Below are 24,463 nucleotides of genomic sequence, written 5' to 3' on the forward strand. Positions count from 1 at the left end.
CCCGCTCCCGGTGTGGTGCGCCTGCTCCCGGAGTGGTGCGGAACCACAGGAACACCCCCGGGCGCGGGGCGGTGTCGTCGCACCCCGGTGGGAGACTGGTCCGGTGAGCCCTCCCGAGCAGCCGCCGCACCGCAGCGGCTTCGTCGCCCTCGTGGGCCGCCCCAACGCCGGGAAGACCACGCTGACCAACGCGCTGGTCGGCGAGAAGGTCGGCATCGTCAGCAACCGCCCGCAGACCACGCGGCACGCGATCCGTGGGGTGGTGCACAAGCCGCACGGGCAGATCGTCCTGGTCGACACCCCCGGCCTGCACAAGCCGAAGAGCCTGCTGGGCAGGCGGCTCAACGACGTCGTCCGGGACACCCTCGCCGACGTCGACGTGATCGTCTTCTGCATCCCCGCCGACCAGCCCGTGGGCACCGGCGACGCGTTCATCGCACGCCAGCTGCGCGAGGTGAAGGCGCCGATCGTCGTCGTCGTCACCAAGACCGACGCCGCGTCGAAGAAGCAGGTCGCCGAGCAGCTGATCGCCGCCAGCGCGCTGGTCGAGGCCGCCGAGGTCGTGCCGCTCAGCGCCGTCGGCGGCGACCAGGTCGAGCTGCTGGAGGACCTGCTCATCGGGCTGCTGCCCGACGGGCCGCCGCTCTACCCGGAGGAGCAGACCACCGACGAGGACGTCGAGCGCCAGCTCGCCGAGCTCGTCCGCGAGGCCGCCCTGGAGAAGGTGCGCCAGGAGGTGCCGCACTCCCTGGCGGTCAGCATCGAGGAGATCGTCCGCCGTCCCGATGCCGGCCGCGGCGAGCTGGTCGAGGTGCACGCCCTGCTGCACGTGGAGCGCAACAGCCAGAAGCCGATGCTGCTGGGCAAGGGCGGGCAGATCATCAAGGCGATCGGCAGCGAGGCCAGGGCGGGCATGGAGACGCTGCTGGGCGCCCGGGTGCACCTGGAGCTGCACGTCACCGTGCTCGGTGAGTGGCAGGACGACCCGAAGAAGCTGAACAGGCTGGGCTATTGAGCACGACCCCGAAGTCCCTCTACCGCGACGAGGGCATCGTCCTGCGCACCCAGAAACTGGGCGAGGCCGACCGGATCGTCACCGTGCTCACCCGACGGCACGGCAAGGTGCGGGCGGTGGCCAAAGGCGTGCGGCGCACCAAGAGCAAGTTCGGGTCGCGGCTCGAGCCGTTCAGCCACGTGGACCTGCAGTTCTACACCGGGCGCACCCTCGACATCGTCAACCAGGCGGAGTCCATCCGCTCCTACGGCAACGACGTCGTCGACGACTACCCGTCCTACACCGCCGGCACCGCCGTGCTGGAGACCGCCGACCGGCTGACGTCGGAGGAGAAGGAGCCTTCGCTCCGGCTGTTCCTGCTGGTCGTGGGGGCGCTGCGCGCGCTGGCCGACCGCACGCACCCGGCCGGCCTGGTCCTCGACGCGTTCCTCCTGCGGGCGATGTCGGTCGCCGGGTGGGAGCCGGCGCTGTCGGACTGCGCCCGCTGCGCCGAGCCCGGCCCGCACCGGCACTTCTCCGTCCCCGCCGGCGGCTCGGTGTGCCCGGCCTGCCGGCCGACCGGCTCGGCCATGCCCAACCCGGTGACGATCGAGCTGCTCGATGCCCTGCTCACCGGCGACTGGGACCGGGCCGAGGCGGCGCAGACCACCAACCGGCGGGAGGGCAGCGGCCTGGTCGCCGCCCTGCTGCAGTGGCACCTGGAGCGCGGGCTGCGCTCGCTGCCGCTGGTCGACCGGTCCGAGCAGGCAGCGGCCCGCCGGGAAGCGAGCGTGCAGCTGTGAGCGGAGCGCCCCGCGGACGGGAGCTGAGGACGCCGTGAAGCGCGAGGTGAAGGCGCCGAACCCGCACCCCTCGGGTGCCCGCCCGCCGCAGATCCCGGCGGACAAGGTGCCCGGGCACGTGGCGATCGTCATGGACGGCAACGGACGGTGGGCCAAGCAGCGCGGCCTGCCCCGGACGGCGGGCCACGAAGCGGGGGAGTCCTCGCTGTTCGACTGCGTCGAGGGCGCGATCGAGCTCGGCATCACCGCGATCAGCGCCTACGCCTTCTCCACCGAGAACTGGCGGCGCAGCCCCGACGAGGTGCGCTTCCTGATGGGCTTCAACCGCGACGTGATCCGGCGCCGGCGCGACGAGATGCACGAGCTCGGGGTGCGGGTGCGCTGGGCGGGCCGCCGTCCCCGGCTGTGGCGCAGCGTCATCAGGGAGCTCGAGGTCGCCGAGGAGCTGACCCGGGACAACGACGTCCTGACGCTGACCATGTGCGTCAACTACGGCGGCCGGGCGGAGATCGCCGACGCGGCGGCGGCGATCGCCCGGGAGGTGGCCGCGGGGCGGCTCAACCCGGACAAGGTCGACGAGTCCACGGTGGCGCGGTTCCTGGACGAGCCGGACATGCCCGACGTCGACCTGTTCGTGCGCAGCTCGGGGGAGAACCGCACCAGCAACTTCCTGCTGTGGCAGTCGGCCTACGCGGAGCTGGTCTTCCTGGACACGCTCTGGCCCGACTTCGACCGCCGGCACCTGTGGGCGGCCTGCGAGGAGTACGCGTCGCGGCAGCGGCGCTTCGGCAGCGCCTGAGAAACACCCCCTGCCCCCCACCACTCGCAAGCTCGCGGCGGGCCCCTCCAGGGGGCCGCCCTCCCCACCCTTCGCGAGCTCCGGGCGGGACCCCGCACAGGGCCGCGACGCCGTATCCGGTCCCGGATGCGGTGGCTCCCCAGTACGGTGCTCATCCGCCGGGCGAGCACCGCCCCCGCACACGCTGCCCGAGAGAGCTCCCGAGAACCATGATCCAGCCCCCCGGGCCGTACGGCCCGCCCGCTCCGCAGGACCAGCCCGGCCCCTACGGCCAGCAGCCTCCCCAGCACCAGCCGGCGCCGTACGGGCAGCCCGGTCCGTACGGTCCGCCGGCGCAGCCCCCGGGGAGGCGGAACCTGCTGCCCTGGCTGATCGTCGGTGGTGCGGTGCTGCTGTCCGGGCTGGGCATCGCCCTGGTGCTGCTGCTGACCGGCGGCGACCCGCGTGCCGAGAACCGGGCCGCCGCGTCGTCGGGCGCCGCCACGTCGTCGAGCGCACCCACGACCTCGTCCCCGGCCGAGCCGACGCGGGAGCCCGCGCTCGGCGGTCTCCCCGGCGGGGCGCAGTTCGCCGAGCCCACCGCCGTCGCGGCCAACGCGTTCCCCGGGTCCGACGAGGTCGCCCTCGCCTGGGTCGAGGCCCTGGCGGACGGGCAGTGGCAGACCGCGTTCGACCTCTCGTGCGCCGAGGTGCAGGCCGCCGCCACCACCGCGGCCGGCGGGGTGGACCCGCCGTACGAACTCGGCCGCTACTTCTACACGCAGGTGCTCGGCGGCGTCGGGTTCACCGAGGGGACGTTCGACGACATCCGGTACGACGAGCTCAGCGGCGCCGACGTCGGCACCTTCTCGCTGGCCATGGACGACGGCACGACGTTCACCCTGCTGGTCTACGTGCAGGCCGACCTGACGGTCTGTGATTTCTTCTGACCCGGCCGCCCGGAGGCGCGGGTGGAGCCGCATGGCAGGGTCGGCGGGCACAGGGACGACGGACGGGAGAGCTCGGTGTTCGCGGTGACACGGCTTCGGGCCGCAGGGGACGACGGCGCGGCGCTGGCGGCGGCCGTCGAAGCCCTGCTGGCGGCGCTGGCGGCCCGGCCGGGGTTCCTGCACGGCGAGCTGGGCAGGTCCGCCGACGACCCGTCCCTGTGGGCCCTGGTCACCCGCTGGGACGGGGTGGGCTCCTACCGGCGCGGGCTCTCGGCCGCCGATGTGAAGATCGCCGGGGCGCCGGTCTGGGTGCACGCCCTCGACGAGCCCGGGGTCTACCTCACCGACTGACTCGTTCCCCGCGCGGCCTCGGCCGGTCCTCCCCGGTGGGCCATACGATCCGGGCGTGGCCGGGCAGACGCGCAGGGCGAGGAGTGCCCGGAAGCGGCAGCGGCGCATGGCCCGCGTCGAGCACGACCTCAGCGCCGAGCAGTGGGTGGCGCTGCAGGCGGCCTGGGGCGGCTGCGCCTACTGCGGCGCGGCCGACGGTCCGCTGCAGCGGGACTGCGTGCTGCCGATCTCGCGCGGCGGGCGGTACACCCTCGACAACATCGCGCCGGCCTGCCGGTCGTGCAACGCCAGCAAGTGCAACGACGAGGTCACCGGCTGGCTCCGCCGCAAGCGACTGGACGAGCGGGCCTTCCTGGTCCGGCACCTCGAGGTCCGGGCCGCGCTGGCGCTGCGGTTCGGGACGCCGGACGACGAACCGGCCACGGCGGGTGTCGCCGCCGTGGAGCATCGCCCGTAGCCGGCCCGGTGCCCGGCGACGCTGTGCGAGGCGGCGCCGGGGCGGCAACTACCGTGGGCGGGTCAACCACCGACCGCCAGCCGGATGGAGCCCCCCGCCGTGAGCGAGAGCACCGCCAAGCACGACCCCGCCCGCCTCGACAAGGTGGTGAACCTCTGCAAGCGCCGGGGGTTCGTCTTCCCGTCGGGGGAGATCTACGGCGGCACCCGCTCGGCGTGGGACTACGGCCCGCTCGGGGTCGAGCTCAAGGAGAACATCAAGAAGCAGTGGTGGCGCACCGTCGTCCAGAGCCGGGACGACATCGTCGGCCTGGACTCCTCGGTGATCCTCCCGCGCCAGACCTGGGTGGCCTCCGGCCACGTCGGCGTCTTCACCGACCCGCTGACGGAGTGCCAGAGCTGCCACAAGCGGTTCCGGGCCGACCACCTCGAGGAGGCCTACGAGGAGAAGAAGGGCCGGCTGCCCGAGAACGGGCTGGCCGACATCTCCTGCCCGAACTGCGGCACGAAGGGCGCGTGGACCGAGCCGCGCGACTTCAACATGATGCTCAAGACCTACCTCGGCCCGGTCGAGGACGAGTCCGGCCTGCACTACCTGCGCCCGGAGACCGCCCAGGGCATCTTCGTCAACTTCGCCAACGTGATGGGTGCCGCGCGGAAGAAGCCGCCGTTCGGCATCGGCCAGATCGGCAAGTCGTTCCGCAACGAGATCACCCCCGGCAACTTCATCTTCCGCACCCGCGAGTTCGAGCAGATGGAGATGGAGTTCTTCGTCGAGCCGGGCACCGACGAGGAGTGGCACCAGTACTGGATCGACCAGCGGACCAGCTGGTACACCGGCCTCGGCATCGACCGGGACAACCTGCGGCACTTCGAGCACCCGAAGGAGAAGCTGTCGCACTACTCCAAGCGCACCGTCGACATCGAGTACCGGTTCGGCTTCCAGGGCTCGGAGTGGGGTGAGCTGGAGGGCATCGCCAACCGCACCGACTTCGACCTGTCGACGCACAGCGAGCACTCCGGCACCGACCTGTCCTACTTCGACCAGGCCAGCAACACCCGCTGGACGCCGTACGTCATCGAGCCCGCAGCGGGCCTGACCCGGTCGCTCATGGCCTTCCTCGTCGAGGCCTACACCGAGGACGAGGCGCCCAACGCCAAGGGCGGGGTCGACGTCCGGACGGTGCTGAAGCTCGACCCGCGGCTGGCGCCGGTGAAGGCCGCCGTCCTGCCGCTGTCGCGCAACGCCGACCTCTCGCCGAAGGCCAAGGACCTCGCCGCCACCCTGCGGCGGAACTGGAACGTGGACTTCGACGACGCCGGTGCGATCGGCCGCCGGTACCGCCGGCAGGACGAGGTCGGGACGCCGTTCTGCATCACGGTGGACTTCGACACCCTCGAGGACCAGGCCGTGACCATCCGCGAACGGGACTCGATGAGCCAGGAGCGGGTCGGGCTGGACGCCGTCGAGGCCTACCTGGCGGCCCGCCTCCCCGGCTGCTGAGCTCCCACCGGCTGCTGAGCCACACCGGCTGCTGAGCCACACCGGCTGATGGGGAGCCGCGCCACGGCACGGCTCCCCATCAGGTTGGGCGGTCCTGAATGCCGACGCGATCGTCGGCGCGCGGCAGCCAGCCGTCCTCCTCCGGCCTTCGTCGCGCACGCGTCCGACGGCCCGCGTGATCTCCCGGAACCGGCGCTCCACCGGGCCGGGACGGCCCAGTTCCCGGCGTACGTGGCCGCCGAGCCCCTGCCGTCGTCCTTCGCCGAGGTCCTCGCCGGCCACCCGGACGAACCGGACGCCCAGCGAGCGCAACTGGTCCTCGACCCGCTTCTCCCGCCAGAGTTCCTCCTCCGGCGTCCGCCCGTATCCCGGCCGCCGGTACTTGACCCGGCCGTCGAACTCCACCGCCAGCGCGGCATCGGCGTACCAGCCGTCCACGACCTTCAGCAGTCGGTGACCGGACCAGAGCTCGACCTGGGGAACGAAGGGTGGCAGCCCCAGCGCGGCGAAGACCAGGCGGCCGTAGGTCTCCAGCCAGGACTCCGCCCTGCCGTCGGCCAGGCCGATAGCGCGCACCGACCGTGGTATCCCGGCCACCCGCGACTGCCGCTCGAGCACGCGGCTCAGCTCTGCCCGCGTCGTCAGCCCGCGCAGCAGCGCGGCGTCGACGGCCGCGACCGCGTGCACCTCGGCCCACGACCGAGCCACGTCGACCAGCGTGCGTGCCGCCGTGGTCACCCGGTAGGCCCCGCGCACGGTGACCTCGTCGTCCGGCAGTGCCGCCCGGGTCATCAACCAACCGCGACCCCGGCGCCACCGGTGCGGATCCGTCAGCTCTACCGTCGAGGTCGCCGTCCGCGGCCGCGGCAGGCCCCAGACCCAGGCCGCGGTGCCACCACTGAGGACGGTGGAGCGCCGGTCGAAGCCGACCGTCACGGCGAGAGCGTCCAGTCCCGGACGGCGGCCGGTCCGTTCGACCTCGGCGAGGTCGGCTGCGGTCACGAACACGCCGGTGCGCAGCCGCACCCATGTCCCGTCGCGGACGGCGGTGCGGATCTCGCTCTCACCGATCCCGTGGTCGGCGAGGTCGGAGGTGGTGAAGATGCCCAGCCGGCGGCGGACGGGCTCGTCGACGGCGAGGGGGACAGCGACTGTCGGAGGCACGGACGCACGGTGCGGGACAGTGGGTCCGGACCGACACGGTCGCCCATGATCTGTGGACAGCGCACCCGGTCGTGGACGGACCCGGGTCCGGGTTCCTCGGATGGCCTCGGGATTGTCGGAAGGCTTCGGCGTCGCCGCTTCCCCTGATGGTGAGCCGCGCCACGGCGTGGCTCACCATCGGCCAGCGCGGCTCACCACCAGCGCCCGGGGCTTCTCGGGAGTTGATCGACGGCACCTACTCTGGGTGGCGTGACCACGACGCTCGAGCCGACGACGACGGCTGCCCTGCCGCCGCTGAAGCTCGGTGCGCTCGCGGTCGACCCCGCGGTGGTGCTCGCGCCGATGGCCGGGATCACCAACCCGGCGTTCCGCACGCTGTGCCGGGAGTTCGGGGCGGGCCTCTACGTCTGCGAGATGATCACCACGCGGGCCCTGGTCGAGCGCAACGAGAAGACGCTGCGGATGATCCGGGCGACCGCCGACGAGAAGGACGCCTTCTCCGTGCAGCTCTACGGCGTCGACCCGGCCACCGTCGGCCGGGCCGTGGAGATGCTGGTCGACGAGGGGGTCGCCGGCACCCGGCCGGCGCACATCGACCTCAACTTCGGCTGCCCGGTGCCCAAGGTGACCCGCAAGGGCGGGGGCTCGGCGCTGCCCTGGCACCGCGTGCTGCTGCGGAACATCGTCCGCGAGGCCGTGCGCGCGGCGAAGGACGTGCCGGTCACCGTCAAGACCCGCATCGGCATCGACGCCGACCACGTCACCTACCTCGACGCGGGCCGGATCGCCCAGGACGAGGGCGCCGCCGCCATCACGCTGCACGGGCGCACCGCCGACCAGCTCTACAGCGGCACCGCCGACTGGGCGCCGATCGCGCGGCTCGTCGAGGCGGTCGACATCCCGGTGCTCGGCAACGGCGACATCTGGGAGGCCGACGACGCCCTGCGCATGGTCGCCGAGACCGGCTGCGCGGGCGTGGTCATCGGGCGGGGCTGCCTCGGCCGGCCCTGGCTGTTCGGTGACCTGGCCGCCGCGTTCACCGGGGCGCCGCGCCGGGCCCTGCCGACCATGGCCGAGGTCGCGGCGATCATGCACCGGCACGCCACGCTGCTGAGCGAGGAGCAGGGCGAGGTGCACGGCTGCACCGACTTCCGCAAGCACGTCGCCTGGTACCTCAAGGGCTTCTCGGTCGGCTCGGAGACCCGCCGCGCGCTGGCGATGGTGAGCGGCCTCGACGAGCTGGCCGGGCTGCTCGCCGGCATCCCCGACCAGCCCTATCCGGCCGCCGTCCTCGGCGCACCGCGGGGGCGCACCAGCACGCCCCGGCCGGTGGCCCTGCCCGAGGGCTGGCTGACCGACCGGGACGACCCACACCCGCCCGCGGGCGCCGAGCTGGAAGTGAGCGGCGGATGACGACCGGCCCGTTCCTCTACGACGACGGACCGGAGCCGCTGCACACCGGCGCCCCCCAGCGGTCGGGCAAATGGCTGGTGCTGATCTTCGGCGGCACCGTCCTCTTCGCCGTCCTCATGGTGGCGATGACGCTCCTCCTGCGCGGCTCGGGCGCCGACCAGGCGCGCGAGGTCGCCGGCGTCTTCGTCGAGGCGCTGTCGCAGGACGACCTCGAGGTCGCCTACGAGCTCCTCTGCGTGGAGGAGCAGGCCCGGCTGGCACCGGAGGACGTCGCCGCCACGTACTTGGGCGAGGGCACCGCGCGGATCGGCACGCCCGTCGAGGACGGTGACGCCCGCCTCGTGCCGGTGGAGTGGTCGGACGGCGCCACGGTCGAGCTGACGGTCGTCGGCCAGGACGGGCTGCGCGTCTGCGGGATCGCCGCCGGGGGCTGATTGCCCACATCGGTGATCGTGATCCGCGTCACCGGGCGAGGGGTCGCGTCGGCCGCCGTTGTCCGTCACGATCGACGCCTACCTCCATGGGACGTTTATGACGTCTTGTCCGACACGGCGTCGCCGTCCCCGGGGGACGGGCCCGCCGGAAGGCGGACGGATGCGGAGGTGCGCGGTGGCCGGGACGAAATGGGTCTACGACTTCAGCGAGGGCAGCAAGGACCAGAAGGACCTGCTGGGCGGCAAGGGCGCCAACCTGGCCGAGATGACCAACCTGGGGCTGCCCGTCCCGCCCGGGTTCACCATCACCACCGACGCCTGCCGCTACTACCTGGAGAACGGCGGCACGCCGCCGGAGCTGGACGCGCAGGTCAGCGAGCACCTCGCCGCCCTGGAGAAGGCGATGGGCAAGGCCCTCGGTGATCCGGGCGACCCCCTGCTGGTGTCGGTGCGCTCGGGGGCGGCGGCCTCCATGCCCGGGATGATGGAGACGGTCCTCAACGTCGGTCTCAACGACGAGTCGGTGCAGGGCCTGGCGCAGCAGTCGGGCAGCGAGCGCTTCGCCTGGGACTCCTACCGCCGGCTGATCCAGATGTTCGGCAAGACCGTGCTCGACATCGACGGCGAGCTGTTCGACGAGGCCCTCGACGCGGCGAAAGCCGAACAGGGCACCGAGTCCGACCTGGACCTCGACGCCGGCCACCTCCGGGACGTCGTCGACCGGTTCAAGGCGATCGTCCGCGAGCACACCGATCATGACTTCCCGCAGGACCCGCGCGAGCAGATGGACATGGCGATCAACGCCGTCTTCGACTCGTGGAACTCCGACCGCGCGATCATCTACCGCCGGCGCGAGCGCATCCCCAGCGACGCGGGCACCGCCGTCAACGTCTGTTCCATGGTGTTCGGCAACCTGGGCAGCGACTCCGGCACCGGCGTCGCGTTCACCCGGGACCCGGGCAGCGGCGCGCAGGGCGTGTACGGCGACTACCTGCAGAACGCCCAGGGGGAGGACGTCGTCGCGGGCATCCGCAACACGGTGCCACTGGCCGACCTGGAGGACCTGGACAAGGGCGCCTACGACGAGCTGATGACGACGATGTCCCGGCTGGAGTCGCACTACCGCGACCTGTGCGACATCGAGTTCACCATCGAGCGCAACAAGCTCTGGATGCTGCAGACCCGGGTCGGCAAGCGGACGGCGGGGGCGGCGTTCGTCATCGCCACCCAGCTGGTCGACGAGGGCCTCATCGACATGGACGAGGCCGTCCGCCGGGTGACCGGCGACCAGCTCGCCCAGCTGATGTTCCCGCGCTTCGTCGAGGGCGGGGACGCCACGCAGCTCACCCAGGGCATGAACGCCTCGCCGGGCGCCGCCGTCGGCAAAGCGGTCTTCTCCTCCGCGGACGCGGCGAAGTGGGCCGACCGCGGGGAGGACGTCATCCTGGTCCGCCGGGAGACCAACCCCGACGACCTCTCAGGGATGATCGCCGCCCAGGGCGTGCTGACCAGCCGCGGCGGCAAGACGTCGCACGCCGCCGTCGTCGCGCGGGGGATGGGCAAGACCTGCGTGTGCGGCGCCGAGGAGCTGCTGGTCGACACCAAGAACAAGAAGTTCACCGCGCCCGACGGCACCGAGGTGGCCGAGGGTGACGTCATCTCCATCGACGGCTCGACCGGCCGGGTGTGGTTGGGCGAGGTGCCGGTGGAGCCCTCCTCGGTCGTGCGGTACTTCGAGGGAGAGATCGCGCCCGACTCCGACGAGGCGGACGACCTGGTGCGCAGCGTCCACCGGATCCTCACCCACGCCGACGAGACCCGGCGGCTCGACGTGCGCACCAACGCCGACACCCCCGACGACTCCGCCCGCGCCCGCAGGTTCGGCGCGCAGGGGATCGGGCTGTGCCGCACCGAGCACATGTTCCTCGGCAGCGACCGCCGGAAGCTGGTGGAGAAGCTGATCCTGGCCGACGGCGACGAGGAGCGGCAGGCCGCCCTCGATGCCCTGGAGCCGCTGCAGAAGCAGGACTTCTTGGAGATCTTCGAGGCGATGGACGGGCTGCCGGTGACCGTCCGGCTGCTCGACCCGCCGCTGCACGAGTTCCTGCCCGACCTCACCGAGCTCTCGGTGCGCGTCGCGGTGGCCGAGGAGCGGGGGGAGCCGGACGAGGGCAACCTGCGGCTGCTGGCCGCCGTCCGGGGCATGCACGAGTCGAACCCGATGCTCGGCCTGCGCGGCGTGCGGCTCGGGCTGGTCGTGCAGGGCCTGTTCGCGATGCAGGTGCGCGCGATCGGCGAGGCGGCGTGCGAGCGGCGCAAGGCAGGGGGCGACCCGCGGCCGGAGATCATGATCCCGCTGGTCGGCGCCGTCCAGGAGCTGGAGGCGATCCGCGAGGAGTCCGAGCGGGTGCTGGCCGAGGTCTGCCGGACCGAGGGCGTCGACATCACCGCGCTGATCGGCACGATGATCGAGGTGCCGCGGGCCGCGCTGACCGCGGGCGAGATCGCCGAGTACGCCGAGTTCTTCTCCTTCGGCACCAACGACCTCACGCAGATGACCTGGGGCTTCTCCCGGGACGACGTCGAGGCCGCGTTCTTCCACCAGTACCTGGACAAGGGCATCTTCGGGGTCTCGCCGTTCGAGTCGCTGGACCGCGAGGGCGTGGGCCGGCTCGTGCAGATCGGCGCGGAGGCCGGACGCACCGCGCGCCCGGACCTGAAGCTCGGCATCTGCGGCGAGCACGGCGGCGACCCCGATTCGGTGCACTTCTTCCACGACGTCGGCCTGGACTACGTCTCCTGCTCCCCGTTCCGGGTGCCGGTCGCCCGCCTCGAGGCCGGGCGGGCCGCGCTGGGCGGGGACCGCGCCGGCTCGTGAGCCGGTGCACCGGACGCGTACGACGCCTCGTCCCCGGGGGCGTCGCGGTGTCGGCTCCGCGTGGTACCCATGACGCGTGGGGGTGCGCATCGGGAACCTGTTGAACCGGGTGGCCGGGGCCGCCGTCCTCGCCCTCGTGCTGCTGGTCGGCTCGACCGGGCTGGCGATCTGGTGGAACGCCCGGCAGGACTCGCGCCCGGAGTCCGACGCGATCGTCGTGCTGGGTTCGGCGCAGTACAACGGCGTGCCCTCGTCGATCTTCGAGGCGCGGCTGGAGCATGCGATCGCCCTCTACGAGCAGGGCGTGGCTCCCAGGATCGTCACCGTGGGCGGCCGGGCGGAGGGCGACGAGTTCACCGAGGCCGAGGCGGGCCGTGAGTACCTGGCGAACGCCGGTGTGCCGGAGGACGCCCTGCTCGCCGTGGAGCAAGGTGTCGACACCCTGCAGAGCATGCGGGTGGTGGCGGCGGCCTTCGACGAGCGCGGCTGGGGCAGCGCCGTCGTCGTCACCGACCCCTGGCACGCGATGCGCGCCGAGCGGATGGCCGAGGACGCCGGCATCGAGGCCGAGAGCTCACCCACCCGGCAAGGCCCGGCCGTGCAGACCCGCGCCACCCAGCTCCGCTACATCGTGCGGGAGACTGCTGCGTACCTGCTCTACCGCGCGACCGGCGAGAGCGTCGCCGGGGCGCCCGGGATCGGCTGAGGAGGATCCGTGCTCGAGCTGGGCAAGCCCGGTACCGCCGGGACCCCCACGGGAGTGGCTCCCGTGCTGCGGGACGGCGTGGTCGTCGCAGCCCTTGCCGCCTCGAACTGGAAGGACTCGGCCACGGCCCGGATCGGCGACCGCGAGTGGGTGTTCAGCCGCCACAAGGGTGAGCTGACCGGACGACGGGCCGCCGAGCCCGAGGGGTCCGCCCGGGTTCGCGCCAGGAAGGTGTCCTCCTGGAAGGGCACCTGGACGGTGGAGCTCGAGGGCACCCGGGTCGAGGTGGAGAGCGGCTCGGTCTGGAAGGGCACCCACCGGTTCCTGTCCGGCGGCCGGCAGGTCGCCGTCAGCGGCTCCAGCGGCGGCTGGTCGCCGCGGCCGACCCTCGATGCCGAGCCCGCGATACCGCTGGACCACCAGGTCTTCCTGCTCTGGCTCGAGCTCGTCATCCGTCGCCGGAACACCGCCGCGATGACTGCCGTGACCGCCGGCGCCGTGGCCGGGGGCAGCTGATGGCCGGCCGGGGACGCATCCGGGCCGCGGACATCGCACTGGTCCGCGAGCGCTCGAAGATCGACGAGATCGTCGGGGAGCACCTGCAGCTCAAGCGCGCCGGCGGCGGCAGCCTGAAGGGGCTGTGCCCGTTCCACGACGAGAAATCACCTTCTTTCCAGGTGACTCCCACGCGAAATCTCTACCATTGTTTTGGATGTGGGGTCGGCGGCGACGTCATTTCTTTCGTGCAGAACATCGACCATCTGTCGTTCTCCGAGGCCGTCGAGCTGCTGGCCGGCCGCGCGAATGTCGAGCTGCACTACGAGGACGACAGCGGCCGCGCGACCGGCGCGCCCGACCGGGCCAACGTCGGCCAGCGGGCCCGCCTCGTCGCCGCCAACACCGCCGCCGCGGCGTTCTTCGCCGAGCAGTTGGGCACGCCGGAGGCAGCGCCCGCCCGCCAGTTCCTCGCCGAGCGTGGCTTCGACCGTCAGGTGGCCCTGGACTTCGGCTGCGGCTTCGCCCCCGGCGGCTGGGACGCCCTGACCCGGCACCTGCGCGCGAAGGGCTTCAGCCAGGCCGAGCTGGTCACCGGTGGCCTCGCCAAGGAGTCCTCCCGCGGCACGCTGATCGACCGCTTCCACCGGCGGCTGGTCTGGCCGATCCGCGACATCACCGGCGACGTGATCGGCTTCGGCGCCCGCAAGCTGATGGACGACGACCCGGGCCCGAAGTACCTGAACACCCCCGAGACGCCGCTCTACAAGAAGAGCACCGTGCTCTACGGCATCGAGCGGGCCAAGCGCGACATCGCCAAGCGGCACCAGGCCGTCGTCGTCGAGGGCTACACCGACGTGATGGCCTGCCACCTGGCCGGCGTCACGACGGCGGTCGCCTCCTGCGGCACGGCGTTCGGCGGCGAGCACATCAGCGTGCTGCGCCGGCTGCTGATGGACCAGGACGAGTTCCGCGGCGAGGTCGTCTACACCTTCGACGGCGACGCGGCGGGCCAGGCCGCGGCCATGAAGACCTTCGCCGAGGACCAGCGGTTCGTCGGCCAGACGTTCGTCGCCGTCGAGCCGAACGGGCACGACCCGTGCGAGCTGCGCCAGGAGCACGGGGACGCCGCCGTCCGCGACCTCGTCGCCCGGCGCACCCCGCTGATCGAGTTCGTGCTCAAGACGACGCTGGCCGGCTACGACCTCGACACCGTCGAGGGGAGGGTGCACGCACTGGAGAAGACGGCGCCGCTGCTCGCCCAGATCAAGGACCACGCCCTGCGCCCGGCCTACGCCCGTCGGCTGGCGGGGCTGCTCGGCCTGCCGGACGAGACCGACGTGATGGAGCGGCTGCGCCGGCTGTCCGGGAACGACGGTCAGTCGGGTCGCGGCCGCCCGCGGGCCCGGGTGCCGCAGAAGAGCCCGGACGACGTCGCGGTGGAGATCGAGCGGGAGGCGGTCAAGGCGGCTCTGCAGGTCCCGGAGGTCGCGGGCCCGTCCTTCGACGCCGTCCCGCCCGACGCGTACACCGACCCCGACTACGCGGCCGTGGCCGCCGCCGTGGCCGCCGCCGGAGGGGCCGCGGGCGCGACGGTGACCGGTGCGGCCTGGCTGGAGCAGCTCACCGCGCACTGCTCTCGGGAGTCCGCCCGTGCCCAGCTGACCGCGCTGGCCGTCGAGCCCATGCGGACGGTGGGGGAGGGCGACGCCCACTACGTCAACGCGCTGATGGCCCGGCTGCAGGAGATCTACACCGTCCGGCAGATCGCGACCGTGAAGGGCAAGCTGCAGCGGATGAACCCGGTCGAGTCCTCCGACGACTACATGAAGGCGTTCAAGCAGCTCATGGACCTGGAGCAGCTGGCGATCTCGCTGCGCAAGCGGGCGACGGGCGGGCTGACCCCGTGAGCCTCCTCGACACGATCAGGCGCCGGTTCGCCCGGCCGCCGGAGCCCGTGCGGGTCGCCGTCCTGGCCTCGCCGGATCCCGACGAGCGGGTGCTGGCGTGGGGCACGCTGGCGGGCGAGGAGGGCTGGCTGGTCGCCACCTCCCGCGGCCTGAGCGTCGTGCCGGCGGTGGTGACCTCGGTCGAGGACGCCGCGGTGCTGCGCTGGCACGAGATCGCGGAGGCGCGCTGGTCGGCGACCCCGGACGGCGGCGGCCGCTTCCTCGTCACCGCGCTCACCGAGGTGGAGCCCGGCGTCCAGGCGCGGCAGCCGCAGCAGCGGTACGTGCTCACCGAGGCCGGTGACCTGCCGGCCGTCGTCCGCCGCCGCGTGGACCAGACCATCGTGGCCAGCCGGCGCGCCCCGCTGCCCGGCGGGGGAGGGGTGCTGCTGGTGGCCCGCCGGATCCCCGGTCAGGAGGCGCGCGAGTGGACCGTCGTCTTCGACGACGACGAGCGGCGCAGCGATCCGGTCGCCCGGGAGGCCGCCCGGCAGAAGCTGGCCGACCTGGTCGCCGCCGACCGGGTCGACTGAACACGGCGGCTGCTCAGCGCGGCGGTTCGCTGCCCATCCGGGTGCGCAGCGAGGAGAGCGCGTCGTCGGCCTTGGCCTGCGCGACGCCGGCGATGCTCTGCAGGCGCGGGTCGTCCTTCGCGTGCTCCCAGCCGCGGCGGATCTGCTCGTACCGCTCGCGGCCGGCCTTCGAGCCGAGGACGTAGCCGGCGCCGAATCCGGCGAGGAAGGAGAGCTTGGCCACGAGTACCTCCGCAGACGATCGAGCGAGAACGATGATCACGCTACCTGTGCCGCGCGCCACGCGAGAGGTGAGCGAGGCGGTCCCGGGAGGCCGTCGGCCGTGCGGTAGTCTCGTCGGGCCAGCGGGTCGTACCCGCTCGTCCCCCGTAGCTCAATTGGCAGAGCATGCGACTGTTAATCGCAGGGTTATTGGTTCGAGTCCAATCGGGGGAGCTCCACGAGGGCCTTGACCAGCGAATTGTCTGGTTGAGGCCCTTTCTCATGGCGTCACCTGCAACGGTCGGGCATCCTTTAGGCATCCAAAACGGATGAGGAGGATGCTGTGGGCCGGCCACCGCTCCCGCTCGGCACGTACGGCAAGGTCCTGTTCATCGCGCAGCCGAACGGCCAGGTCAAGGCCCGTGCGAAGTTTCGCGACTTCGACGGCCGAGTCCGGCTGGTGTCCAAGGTGGGTCCGTCGCGCGCCGCCGCCGAGCGGGCGCTGAAGGTCGAGCTCACCAGCCGCCAGGCGCCCGGTGGCGTCGGCGCGATCACCGCCGCCACACGAATGGCCACGTTGGCCGATGCGTGGATCGAGGCCGACCACGGCTGGTCGACCGGAACGCAGCGCACCTACAGGTCAGTGGTCAACAAACAGGTCAAGCCGGCCTTCGGTCAGCTCTGCATCCGCGAGGTGACGTCCGGCGTGGTCAGCCGGGCGCTGGCCGCCATCGCCAAGAGCAGCGGACCGGGGGCGGCCAAGACGGCGCGGGCGTGCCTTTCCGGGATGTTCGCGCTGGCGATCCAGGACGGCGCCGTCGCGGTGAATCCGGTGCGTGACTCGACCGCCAAGATCAGCAGTGGTAAGCGGCCCCCGCGCGCACTCGCGGCGGCAGAGACCGGACGACTCGTCGAGCTGTTCCGGACCAGCGACCGCGCGGTCGAGCTCGACCTGCCCGACCTCGTCGACTGGATGCTTGCCACCGGCTGCCGGATCGGCGAAGCGCTGGCTCTGCGGTACGGGAGCAACGGCGACGGCAAGCCGATCCTCGACCTCGGGGCCGGAACCTGGGAGGTGAATGCCACCGTCGTCCGCGTTCCAGGCGCCGGGCTGACGGTCCAGCCGCGGCCGAAGACCACCGCTGGCTGGCGGATCATCGCGCTGCCCGAGTTCGCTGTCCGGATGCTGGAGGACCGGCGGGCGAGTTCTCGCCGGCAGACGGACACTCAGGTCGTCTTCCCTCCGCCGCTGGCCGGCGCCCTGCGGGATCCGTCGAACGTCTCAGGAGACCTCCGCCAGTTGCTCGACTCGTTCGAGTGCGAGACCTGCGGGGGAACGGGCTATCAGCTCGACGAGGACGGCTCCTTCAGGGCCGGGGCAGGCGGGCGACGCATCCGCTGCGAGGAGGGGCCTTGGTCGTGGGTCACCTCGCACACCTTCCGCAAGACCGTCGCCACGCGCCTCGACGAGGCCGGCCTCAGTCCGCGCCAGGTGGCCGACCAGCTGGGCCACGCCAACCCGTCCATGACGCTCGACGTCTACTTCGGCCGGCAGGTCGTCAGCGCGGAGGCGGCGCGGGTGCTGAACCGTTGAGCTGTCATCGCCGTGAAGTCCTGGCACGGCGGGGGGGCGGCGCTGACTCCCGCCGCTCACCCCGCTCGATCGGCGCGCCCTGCCTCCGCCTGCTCATGCAGCCACGCGGTCACGTCAGCGCGCCGGTAGACCACGCGACGCCCCACACGGAAGCTGTGCGGCCCGGTGCCGAGGTGCCGCCAGTACCTCAGCGTGGAGATGGGGGAGCGCATGATCTGGGCAACCTCGGCCGTGGTCAGCAGGTCATCGGGATTCTCCAAGGCGCGCTCCTCTGGGGGTTAGTGACGCGGGCCGGGTGGGCTCACAGCGCAAGGTAGGCCCAGGTATCGACAGCTCGTCCGCGGTCGCGTATCGGCGGGAGACTGCGAACCCGACGCGACCGCACCGGGACTTCTGCGGCGGCAACGGACGGACCAGCGGGGGCTCCAAAGACGGCCGGGGCGCCCTTCCCGCCGATCAGCCACCCGAGCGCGGCTACACCGCGGCAGTGGTCCAACTCGTAGATCCGCACCGGCCGCCCGCCACCACTTGCGTGGTGGAGGGGCGCCGCGATGGTGCGGGAGGCCCGCCGGCTCTCATGGGAGACGGCGAACGCGTTCCTGCTCGGCTGCGGCCCGTACGGCGAGGGCCCTGTCGCTGCTCGGCCCGGCCCCATGCCGCCGGGCCGATGCCGCAGCGGCCGACCTAGTACCGCGGCCGCCAACCTTCGCCCTGCCGATGCAGCGCGGTCACAGTCCCCTTGAAGTGAGGGGGACGGTCAGGCGACAGGCAGGCCGACCAGGGCAGCGACGAGGCCGAGGACCGCGCACACGCCCAGGGTTCGTAGCACCGACCACTTGACCCGGAACAGCAGGATCGCGGCAACGACGGCAATTACCACGGCGACAGGGCGCAGCGTGCCCGGGTCTGGCAGTTCCAGGTTCAGCATCGCTCGGTCCATCCGCACCGTGTCGGAGAACAGCGTGTGGATCGCGAAGTAGACGCCCAGGTTGGCGATGACGCCGACAACGGCGGCGGTGATGCCGGTGAGAGCGGCGGACAGCGACCGGTTGCCGCGCAGCCGTTCCATGTAGGGGGCGCCGAGCAGAACGAACAAGAAGCTCGGCACGAAAGTCACCCAGGTGACCAGCAGCGACGCCAGGACGGCGGCCACCCACGGGTCCAGGCTCCCGGGGTCGCGGTAGGCCCCGAGGAACGCGACGAACTGCACGACCATGATCAGCGGCCCGGGCGTGGTCTCGGCCAGGGCCAGCCCGCGGACCATCTCTCCGGGGGCCAGCCAGCCGTAGACCTGCACCGCCTGCTGGGCGACGTAGGCCAGCACCGCGTAGGCGCCGCCGAAGGTCACCACTGCCGCTCCGGAGAAGAACAGTCCCTGCTGGGTGAAGACGCTGTGCGCGCCGGTGAGCACCGCGACCGCGGCGAGGGGCACTCCCCAGACGAGCAGGCCGACGAGCAGCACCTTGAACGTGCGCCGCGTCGTGGGGGGCTCGGTGTGCAGGACGTCGTCGGAGATGACCGGGGACGGCCCGGTCTCGGCGGCATCGGCCTTGCCCTTCTGCGGCAGGGCCGAGGGCCGCCAGCGGGCCAGCGCCCAGCCGGCCAGCGCGGCGAGCGCGACAACGACCGGGAACGGGACGCCGAACAGTGCCAGCGCCAGGAAGGCGAGCACGGCGATGACGACCAGGACGCGGCTGTTCAGGGCGCGCTTGGCGACTCGGACGACGGCCTGCGCGACGATCGCGAGCACCGCCGGCGCCAGCCCGGCGAAGACCGCCAGCACGGCGGTCGTGGAGCCGAAGGCCACGTAGATGGCCGACAGCACCAGCAGGGCGATGACACCGGGGAGGACGAACAGGCCGCCGGCTAGCAGCCCGCCGCGGGTCCCGTGCAGCAGCCAGCCGACGTAGGTGGCCAACTGCTGGGCCTCCGGGCCGGGCAGCAACATGCAGTAGTTCATCGCGTGCAGGAACCGGCGCTGACCGATCCACCGCTTCTCGTCTACCAGCGTGCGCTGCATGACCGCGATCTGGCCGGCCGGGCCGCCGAAGGTCTGCAGCGAGATCGCGAACCATGCGCGCACCGCGGTGCCGAAGGGCACTACCGTCTGCGCCTGCGGTCGCGTAGCCGAGGGTTCGTGTCCCGTAAGTGCTGCCGGGGTCGGGGGTGCGGGGTCCTGCTCGGTGCGGGCGTCGCGGTCCATAGCTTCCTTGGGGTCAGGCCGGCTCGCGGCCGAGCAGCAGGCGGCGGCGGTGGTACTCGTAGAGCCCGTCGAAGACGGGGCCGGAGACGGTGAGGGTCTGCTCGTCAGTACCGATCATCGTCAGACCGCGCAGGAGAACGTCCAGGCCGGCGGCCTCGGGGGCGTCGAAGCGTTCGTCGTCGAGGTCGGCCTCGTGCACGGCCTCGGCAATCCGCCAGAGCACCGGGTCGGTGAGGTCGTGGCGGCGCAGGATGGTCTCGAAGGAGCAGTCACCGCCGTGGTGGCCCAGATCGACGCCGCGCATGTCAAAGGGGGTCGCATCAGGCGGCACGTCGGCGGGGTCGGCGACGAAGACGAACTCGGCCTCGTGGTCGAGGAAGCGGCGGATCAACCAGGCGCAGGCGGCGCGGTCGATGTGCACCCCGGCTCGGGTCGCCCACCTCACGGCGCCGGCTCCGACACCTGAACGGGGGTCGGCCTATCGGCCGCCCCTGCGACGACGGCCGCGAGTTCGCGCAGCGCCGCTGCGGCCACCTCCCGCTCTGGCGGCGGAAAGAAGTCCCGCCGGTTGACCGCTCGCCACTCGGCCCGCGCGCGATGAAGTGCGCGTACCCGGTCCGCGGGCTCGGCTGCGGCGGCCCCGCGGCACTGCTTGGCCACCGCCAAGTACTCCTGTGCCCGGGCGGCGGCCATCCCCGCCGCCACTTCCCGCTCCTGTGCCGCCGAGGCGGGCCTGGCCACCCACAGTCCCGCGGTCCCGCTGGCCTCCGCCACGTCGCCAGCCAGCCATTCCAGCTGTTCCCGGGTCCGCGCGTCGGCCGGCAGCGCGACCAGACCGTCACCGAGCTGTGCTACCCCAAGGCGCTTCAGCCGGCGCCACAGCGTGGTCCGTGGTCCCGACGGCTCGCGCGGCAGCCGGTAGGAAAGCAGTACCCACTCGCTGGGGCCGGGTCGCTCAACCGGAATCTGCGACACGCACGGATGCAACCATGGTTGCACCGATGCGTCCACTCGCGGATCTGCTGTGCCTCCCGCGGGGGACACGCGGGTGCAGAAAAGCTGCCTTCGGGGCGAACGTTGCCGGGCGCGGCACTAGTCCTCGCCGTGCTTGCCGGCCTTCCAGCCGTGCTCCTGGAGATGGTCGGTGGCCCAGGTGAGGGGCGAGCGCTCGAGCTGGGTGGCCATGGTGTCGTTCCATCGGTTGAGGAAGCCGAAGTTGGCGATCACGGCGACGATCTCGACGATCTGGTCATCGCTGAAGTAGCGCGCAAGTTCGGCCATGTCCTCATCCGTGACCGCGTTGGGGGTCAGGCCGGCGCCCCGTGCGACACGTAATGCCGCGCGCTCGGCGTCGGTGAACAGCGGGTTGGCTTCAAAGTCCCAGACCGCGGCGAGCTTGCGGGCGTCGGCGCCCCGCTGTTCGGCGACGTGGGAGGTGTGCGCTTGGCAGTAGGCGCAGCCCGCCGCGCTCGAGACCACAGTGGCGATGAGTTGCTTCAGGACTCCGCCGACCTCGCCCTCGGCCATGGCGACGGCGTTGAGCCGGGCGAAGGCCTCCATGATCTCCGGTCGGCGAGCCATCGTCAGTGTGCTGTTGGGGAGCACACCGAGCGCCGCCTCCACAGCGCGGAAGGTGTCTTCGTACTGCGGCAGCGACTCGCGTGGCAGCGGCTCGACTCGTGGCATGCGTCCTCCCGGACCTTCGAACGATGTCCCTGAGTGCTCGAGCTGAGCGGCTCCGGTGGGTACAGCATGCCTTCGTATCCGAGCGCGGTGTGCGGCGCCTCATAGTGCGGCGTCGACGCCGAGGCCAGGGTCCAAGAGCGCGTAGACGGTCGCCCGCGACCAGGCCGAACCAGAGATGCCGGGCGAGGAACGTGACGCCGTCCCGACGGCCGTAGTCGCGGTAGAAGAGATGAAGGCGCCGAGCAGCCAGTGGTGATGTGGATGGCGGCTCACTGTCCACAGATCTGCCTGAAAGCGTTCCGTCGTCATAATGTCGGTGCAGCTTTACGTTATGAGTCAGCCGACTGACAGCGACACGGAACGCCGTATCTGCCGCTTTCCCGGCTGCCGTCGTCCGGCGGCGGCCTCGCAGTCCGGGGCAGGCCGCCCGCCGGAGTACTGCGACGACAGCGCGCACAACCGGACCGCCGCCTGGCACGCCCGTCGCCGGCTGCGCACGGAACAGTCCGAGCACGCTTCCGGGATCGAGCACCGGCCGATCGATGCCGCGCGACAGCGGGCAAGTGAGTTGCACGGCCAGGTCGCCGGCATGATCGAGCACTTGAATCAGCAGCTGAAAGGGTTGCTCGAGGAGCTGCGGACGGTGGCCGATCCGGAGGCCGCCGAGCTACAGATCGAAGCTGTGACGAGCGAGGCGGCAGAGCAGGTGGCGACCGCCGCGGCTCGCGCCAGCCGGGCCGAGCAAGCGCAACAGCGCGCCCAGGCCGAGCGCGCGGAGGCTGACTCCGCTGCGGAGGAGGCCTCTGCCCTGAGCGAGCAGCTCCGTACCGGGCTCGAAGAGGCTCGCCAGCAGCTAACGGAGGCCGAGACCGAGCGAGACAGCCTGAACGCCGAGCTGGCCAACGCCCTCGCGGCCGTCGACGCAGAGCGAAAGCGGTCCGCCGCGAAGTTGATCGATCTCGCGGGAAAGCTGACCGTCGTCGAGGCGCGGCTGGTCGAGGCACACGGCGACCGCGACGCTGCGATTCGACGAGCGGAAGCCGCGACGGTCGCGCAGTCCGAGGTGGAAGAGCGATCCCGCAACGCTGTCGAGCGGGCCGACGCCGAGTCGGCGCGCGCTGCCCGTGCCGAGGATGCGGTCGAATCGGTACGTCGGAGCCTGGCGGAGGCTGACCGGCAAGCCGCAGGCTTCCGTGACGAGGTCAGCGACCTACGAGGGAAGCTGGCGGCGATGACTGCCCAGCGGGACGCCGCCATGCACGACGCTGAGCGCGAGAAGACCCATGGCCACCAGCGAGTCGACGACCTGCGTGCCCGTCACGAGGAGGAGAACCGACGACTGCGCGAGGAACTCGCCGATTTGCGCGGCGAGCGCAACATGGCGCGCGACGAAGCCCGCGTGCAGCGCAGCAGAGCCGAAGCCCGACTCGACAACGCCGTGTCAACCAAGGCGCGGCGCCCACAGCCGCACGCGGGACGCGCACGGCGGCGAGGCGGGATCACGGCCACAGGAACCGAAGAGACCCGCGACTGACACCGGAGCAGCGTGGCCGAGTTCGTCCTACGCGCCTTGCGCGGTGACGGAAGTGGCGATGAAGTCGCCCCGTTGGGACCGGCGCCCTGCTGCCGTGCCAGAGATGCTGCTCGGGGAACCCACCGACAACCGTTTCGGATGGACGTCACAGTCAGAGGGCGGCCGCGAGCAAAAAGCCCGCCGCGAGGGCAGGGCCGTAGGGCAAGTTATCCCGGCGGTCCCCGCCGCGCATCAAGGTGATCACGACCTGCGTCACGGTGATCAGGGAGAAGGCGGCGAGGGCCAACAACAAGCCCCGATGCGTGGCGTGTCCGAGACCCAGACCACCGAGCACAGCCAGGCGAACGTCACCGACCCCTGCTCCCGCGAACCGCCAGCACAACAGCAGGACGACTCCCGCCGCCGCAGCAGCGAGGCCGCTGATGAGCAGGCCGAGCCAGTCACCGTGCACGGTGAAGCCGACGGTCAGCAGTACGCCGGTGCCGACGGCGGCCTGCCGGACCAGTGGTGTCGGGATGCGTTGGGTTACCGCATCGCAGGACGCCGCGGCGACCAAGGCGCATCCCCAGACCAGCAGGGCAGGCACCAGCCACCACGTCCCCGCACGGAAAGACGTCACGATCGCTGCGGCTCCCGCCCCGCCGCCGGCGACGGCGCTGGTCAGCGCCACGCCCGGACGGGCAGCGTCGATCCGCGCCAACTGCGCGAGCCCGTGCGCAGTCAGCCAGGGCGTAGCTGCGGCGCCGACCAGCGCTCCCGCCACCAAGGCGACCATCCACATGTCGTTCATCCGCTGGCGGCCACCCTCGACCTCCACAGGGATCTCGTCCTGATCCTCGCCGCGCCGACCCTGTGGATATCTGCGCCACCCCAGCTTGCGGTGCGGCAGCGTGTCATTAGCGCGCGATACACCCAGATGGGGAGGGCGAGTGACGGACCCAGGGACGAACTGTCACCCGAAAGGGTGGGAAGGCGACGGCGGTCAGGTGTCCGCTCAATACGGAGGGCAACCTCGGTCGACGGACGATGACGCGCTGGGAGGTGATCAGGCGTGACGGTGATGCGGGCGGCGGCGGGGGCAGCCGCAGTGCTCCTGGCGCTGACGGCCTCGGGCTGTTCGCCGTCGTCCGACCCCGGCTCGTCGAGTTCGCCGACTTCCGGGACGTCGACCTCCGAGGCGCCCAGCCCGTCGCCGACCACTCCGAGCCGCGCCGAGGAAGCGCAGGCACTGGCGGTCGCCCTCGTTCCGGACTACCTCGGGACGATCGACGACCTGTACCTCGACCCGTCGCTCCCACTCGACGGGATCCACCAGGTCGCGGTGGCTCCGGAAGCCACGGCCCAGGCCACGGCGATCGGCAAGTTCCGCTCCCAGGGCTACCGCCAGACCGGTCGGTCGCAGCTGGTGGCTGCGTCTGCCGTCAGCGTCGACCTCTCGAACAGTCCCGCCGCTTCGCCGTCACCTGCCTTCCCGACCGTTGTCGTCACCGCCTGCGTCGACGTGAGCCAGGTCGGCGCGGTCGATGCCACCGGCCAGTCGATCGTGCCTCCCGACCGTCCGCGGTACCTCATCCAGCAACTCACCGTGGTGAACCCGGACTATCCGGACACGTCGTCGTGGCGGGTCAGCGAGGCTCCGAACAGGCAGGCGGAGTCATGCGACGAGTAGCCCTCGCCCTGACGGGTGCGCTGCTGTGCGTGTGCGTCTCGCTGGTCCTCCCGCCAACTGCTCTGGCTGATCCGGCGACCTGCCAGCAGTACGACTCGCACGGCATCTGTGTGGTCGGAGCCGAGACGGCCGAGGATGACCGTGGGACGGCGTCCCCACCGGCCGCGA

At 72.0% G+C, this 24,463-nt stretch carries 24 protein-coding genes, 1 tRNA gene and 1 pseudogene; 18 read left to right on the forward strand and 8 right to left on the reverse strand.

What is annotated here, in order from left to right; translation table 11 throughout:
* Positions 1-103 precede the first annotated feature (103 nt).
* From era to BM142_RS05830, 7 genes are all read left to right on the forward strand, one after another.
* Positions 104-1,015: a GTPase Era gene (gene era / locus BM142_RS05800; RefSeq protein WP_092195803.1), complete on the forward strand. Its 912-nt coding sequence runs from the start codon at positions 104-106 to the stop codon at positions 1,013-1,015.
* Positions 1,012-1,797, forward strand: coding sequence for a DNA repair protein RecO (gene recO / locus BM142_RS05805; protein WP_092195804.1), 786 nt, complete (start codon positions 1,012-1,014; stop codon positions 1,795-1,797). The genes era and recO overlap by 4 nt, the downstream gene beginning before the upstream one ends.
* A gap of 34 nt (positions 1,798-1,831) precedes the next feature.
* The gene (locus tag BM142_RS05810) at positions 1,832-2,596 is read left to right on the forward strand and encodes an isoprenyl transferase (protein ID WP_092195805.1); all 765 of its coding nucleotides are present in this window, start codon (positions 1,832-1,834) and stop codon (positions 2,594-2,596) included.
* 209 nt (positions 2,597-2,805) lie between these two features.
* Positions 2,806-3,525: a hypothetical protein gene (locus tag BM142_RS05815; RefSeq protein ID WP_092195806.1), complete on the forward strand. Its 720-nt coding sequence runs from the start codon at positions 2,806-2,808 to the stop codon at positions 3,523-3,525.
* 84 nt (positions 3,526-3,609) lie between these two features.
* Entirely contained in the window at positions 3,610-3,876 is a 267-nt protein-coding gene (locus BM142_RS05820) for an antibiotic biosynthesis monooxygenase (RefSeq protein WP_254790566.1), read from the forward strand.
* A gap of 55 nt (positions 3,877-3,931) precedes the next feature.
* The gene (locus BM142_RS05825; protein ID WP_254790568.1) at positions 3,932-4,333 is read left to right on the forward strand and encodes an HNH endonuclease; all 402 of its coding nucleotides are present in this window, start codon (positions 3,932-3,934) and stop codon (positions 4,331-4,333) included.
* A 99-nt stretch (positions 4,334-4,432) separates the two neighbouring features.
* Positions 4,433-5,836: a glycine--tRNA ligase gene (locus BM142_RS05830; RefSeq protein ID WP_470277779.1), complete on the forward strand. Its 1,404-nt coding sequence runs from the start codon at positions 4,433-4,435 to the stop codon at positions 5,834-5,836.
* Between the two features lie 1,011 nt (positions 5,837-6,847).
* Here BM142_RS05830 and BM142_RS25600 read toward each other — a convergent pair.
* A pseudogene (locus BM142_RS25600) lies at positions 6,848-7,000 on the reverse strand (type IV toxin-antitoxin system AbiEi family antitoxin domain-containing protein); the annotation flags it as partial.
* 249 nt (positions 7,001-7,249) lie between these two features.
* Between BM142_RS25600 and dusB the strand changes: the two are divergent.
* The 7 genes from dusB (at position 7,250) to BM142_RS05865 (ending at position 15,408) form a co-directional block, all read left to right on the forward strand.
* Positions 7,250-8,413 carry a tRNA dihydrouridine synthase DusB gene (dusB, locus tag BM142_RS05835; RefSeq protein ID WP_092195809.1) on the forward strand — a complete coding sequence of 388 codons (1,164 nt, stop codon included), beginning with the start codon at positions 7,250-7,252 and terminating at the stop codon, positions 8,411-8,413.
* Entirely contained in the window at positions 8,410-8,847 is a 438-nt protein-coding gene (locus BM142_RS05840) for a hypothetical protein (protein ID WP_092195810.1), read from the forward strand. The genes dusB and BM142_RS05840 overlap by 4 nt, the downstream gene beginning before the upstream one ends.
* A 175-nt stretch (positions 8,848-9,022) precedes the next feature.
* Positions 9,023-11,725: a pyruvate, phosphate dikinase gene (gene ppdK / locus BM142_RS05845; protein WP_254790569.1), complete on the forward strand. Its 2,703-nt coding sequence runs from the start codon at positions 9,023-9,025 to the stop codon at positions 11,723-11,725.
* Positions 11,726-11,801: 76 nt separating this feature from the next.
* On the forward strand, positions 11,802-12,431 hold the full coding sequence (locus tag BM142_RS05850) for a YdcF family protein (protein ID WP_092195812.1): 630 nt from the start codon (positions 11,802-11,804) through the stop codon (positions 12,429-12,431).
* Between the two features lie 9 nt (positions 12,432-12,440).
* Entirely contained in the window at positions 12,441-12,947 is a 507-nt protein-coding gene (locus tag BM142_RS05855; RefSeq protein ID WP_092195813.1) for a hypothetical protein, read from the forward strand.
* Entirely contained in the window at positions 12,947-14,836 is a 1,890-nt protein-coding gene (dnaG, locus tag BM142_RS05860) for a DNA primase (RefSeq protein WP_092195814.1), read from the forward strand. Before BM142_RS05855 ends, dnaG begins: the two co-directional genes overlap by 1 nt.
* On the forward strand, positions 14,833-15,408 hold the full coding sequence (locus BM142_RS05865; protein WP_092195815.1) for a hypothetical protein: 576 nt from the start codon (positions 14,833-14,835) through the stop codon (positions 15,406-15,408). The genes dnaG and BM142_RS05865 overlap by 4 nt, the downstream gene beginning before the upstream one ends.
* A gap of 13 nt (positions 15,409-15,421) precedes the next feature.
* On the opposite strand, the gene BM142_RS05870 is transcribed toward BM142_RS05865, so the two are convergent.
* Positions 15,422-15,631, reverse strand: coding sequence for a hypothetical protein (locus tag BM142_RS05870; RefSeq protein ID WP_092195816.1), 210 nt, complete (start codon positions 15,629-15,631; stop codon positions 15,422-15,424).
* Between the two features lie 139 nt (positions 15,632-15,770).
* Between BM142_RS05870 and BM142_RS05875 the strand changes: the two genes are divergently transcribed.
* Positions 15,771-15,843, forward strand: a tRNA-Asn gene (locus BM142_RS05875).
* Between the two features lie 109 nt (positions 15,844-15,952).
* A complete protein-coding gene (locus BM142_RS05880; RefSeq protein WP_139228780.1) occupies positions 15,953-17,203 on the forward strand; it encodes a tyrosine-type recombinase/integrase in 1,251 nt (416 codons plus the stop codon).
* 56 nt (positions 17,204-17,259) lie between these two features.
* Here the strand turns inward: BM142_RS05880 and BM142_RS05885 are convergent, their stop codons facing one another.
* From BM142_RS05885 to BM142_RS05905, 5 genes are all read right to left on the reverse strand, one after another.
* Positions 17,260-17,463, reverse strand: a complete 204-nt coding sequence (locus BM142_RS05885) for a helix-turn-helix domain-containing protein (protein ID WP_254790571.1) — start codon at positions 17,461-17,463, stop codon at positions 17,260-17,262.
* Between the two features lie 497 nt (positions 17,464-17,960).
* A complete protein-coding gene (gene chrA, locus BM142_RS05890) occupies positions 17,961-19,304 on the reverse strand; it encodes a chromate efflux transporter (protein ID WP_254790573.1) in 1,344 nt (447 codons plus the stop codon).
* A gap of 115 nt (positions 19,305-19,419) precedes the next feature.
* Positions 19,420-19,851, reverse strand: a complete 432-nt coding sequence (locus BM142_RS05895; RefSeq protein WP_092195818.1) for a chromate resistance protein ChrB domain-containing protein — start codon at positions 19,849-19,851, stop codon at positions 19,420-19,422.
* The gene (locus tag BM142_RS05900) at positions 19,848-20,381 is read right to left on the reverse strand and encodes a Chromate resistance protein ChrB (RefSeq protein ID WP_254790574.1); all 534 of its coding nucleotides are present in this window, start codon (positions 20,379-20,381) and stop codon (positions 19,848-19,850) included. Before BM142_RS05900 ends, BM142_RS05895 begins: the two co-directional genes overlap by 4 nt.
* A gap of 117 nt (positions 20,382-20,498) precedes the next feature.
* A complete protein-coding gene (locus BM142_RS05905; RefSeq protein WP_092195819.1) occupies positions 20,499-21,092 on the reverse strand; it encodes a carboxymuconolactone decarboxylase family protein in 594 nt (197 codons plus the stop codon).
* A gap of 310 nt (positions 21,093-21,402) precedes the next feature.
* Here BM142_RS05905 and BM142_RS05910 point away from each other — a divergent pair, with 310 nt between their 5' ends.
* The gene (locus BM142_RS05910; protein ID WP_092195820.1) at positions 21,403-22,626 is read left to right on the forward strand and encodes a coiled-coil domain-containing protein; all 1,224 of its coding nucleotides are present in this window, start codon (positions 21,403-21,405) and stop codon (positions 22,624-22,626) included.
* Positions 22,627-22,777: 151 nt separating this feature from the next.
* On the opposite strand, the gene BM142_RS05915 is transcribed toward BM142_RS05910, so the two are convergent.
* Entirely contained in the window at positions 22,778-23,443 is a 666-nt protein-coding gene (locus BM142_RS05915; protein ID WP_092195821.1) for a peptidase, read from the reverse strand.
* Between the two features lie 270 nt (positions 23,444-23,713).
* On the opposite strand from BM142_RS05915, the gene BM142_RS05920 reads away from it, so the two are divergent.
* Positions 23,714-24,295: a hypothetical protein gene (locus BM142_RS05920; RefSeq protein WP_092195916.1), complete on the forward strand. Its 582-nt coding sequence runs from the start codon at positions 23,714-23,716 to the stop codon at positions 24,293-24,295.
* The last annotated feature ends 168 nt before the right edge of the window (positions 24,296-24,463 follow it).

Source organism: Blastococcus tunisiensis, assembly GCF_900112815.1.
GTDB lineage: Bacteria > Actinomycetota > Actinomycetes > Mycobacteriales > Geodermatophilaceae > Blastococcus_B > Blastococcus_B tunisiensis.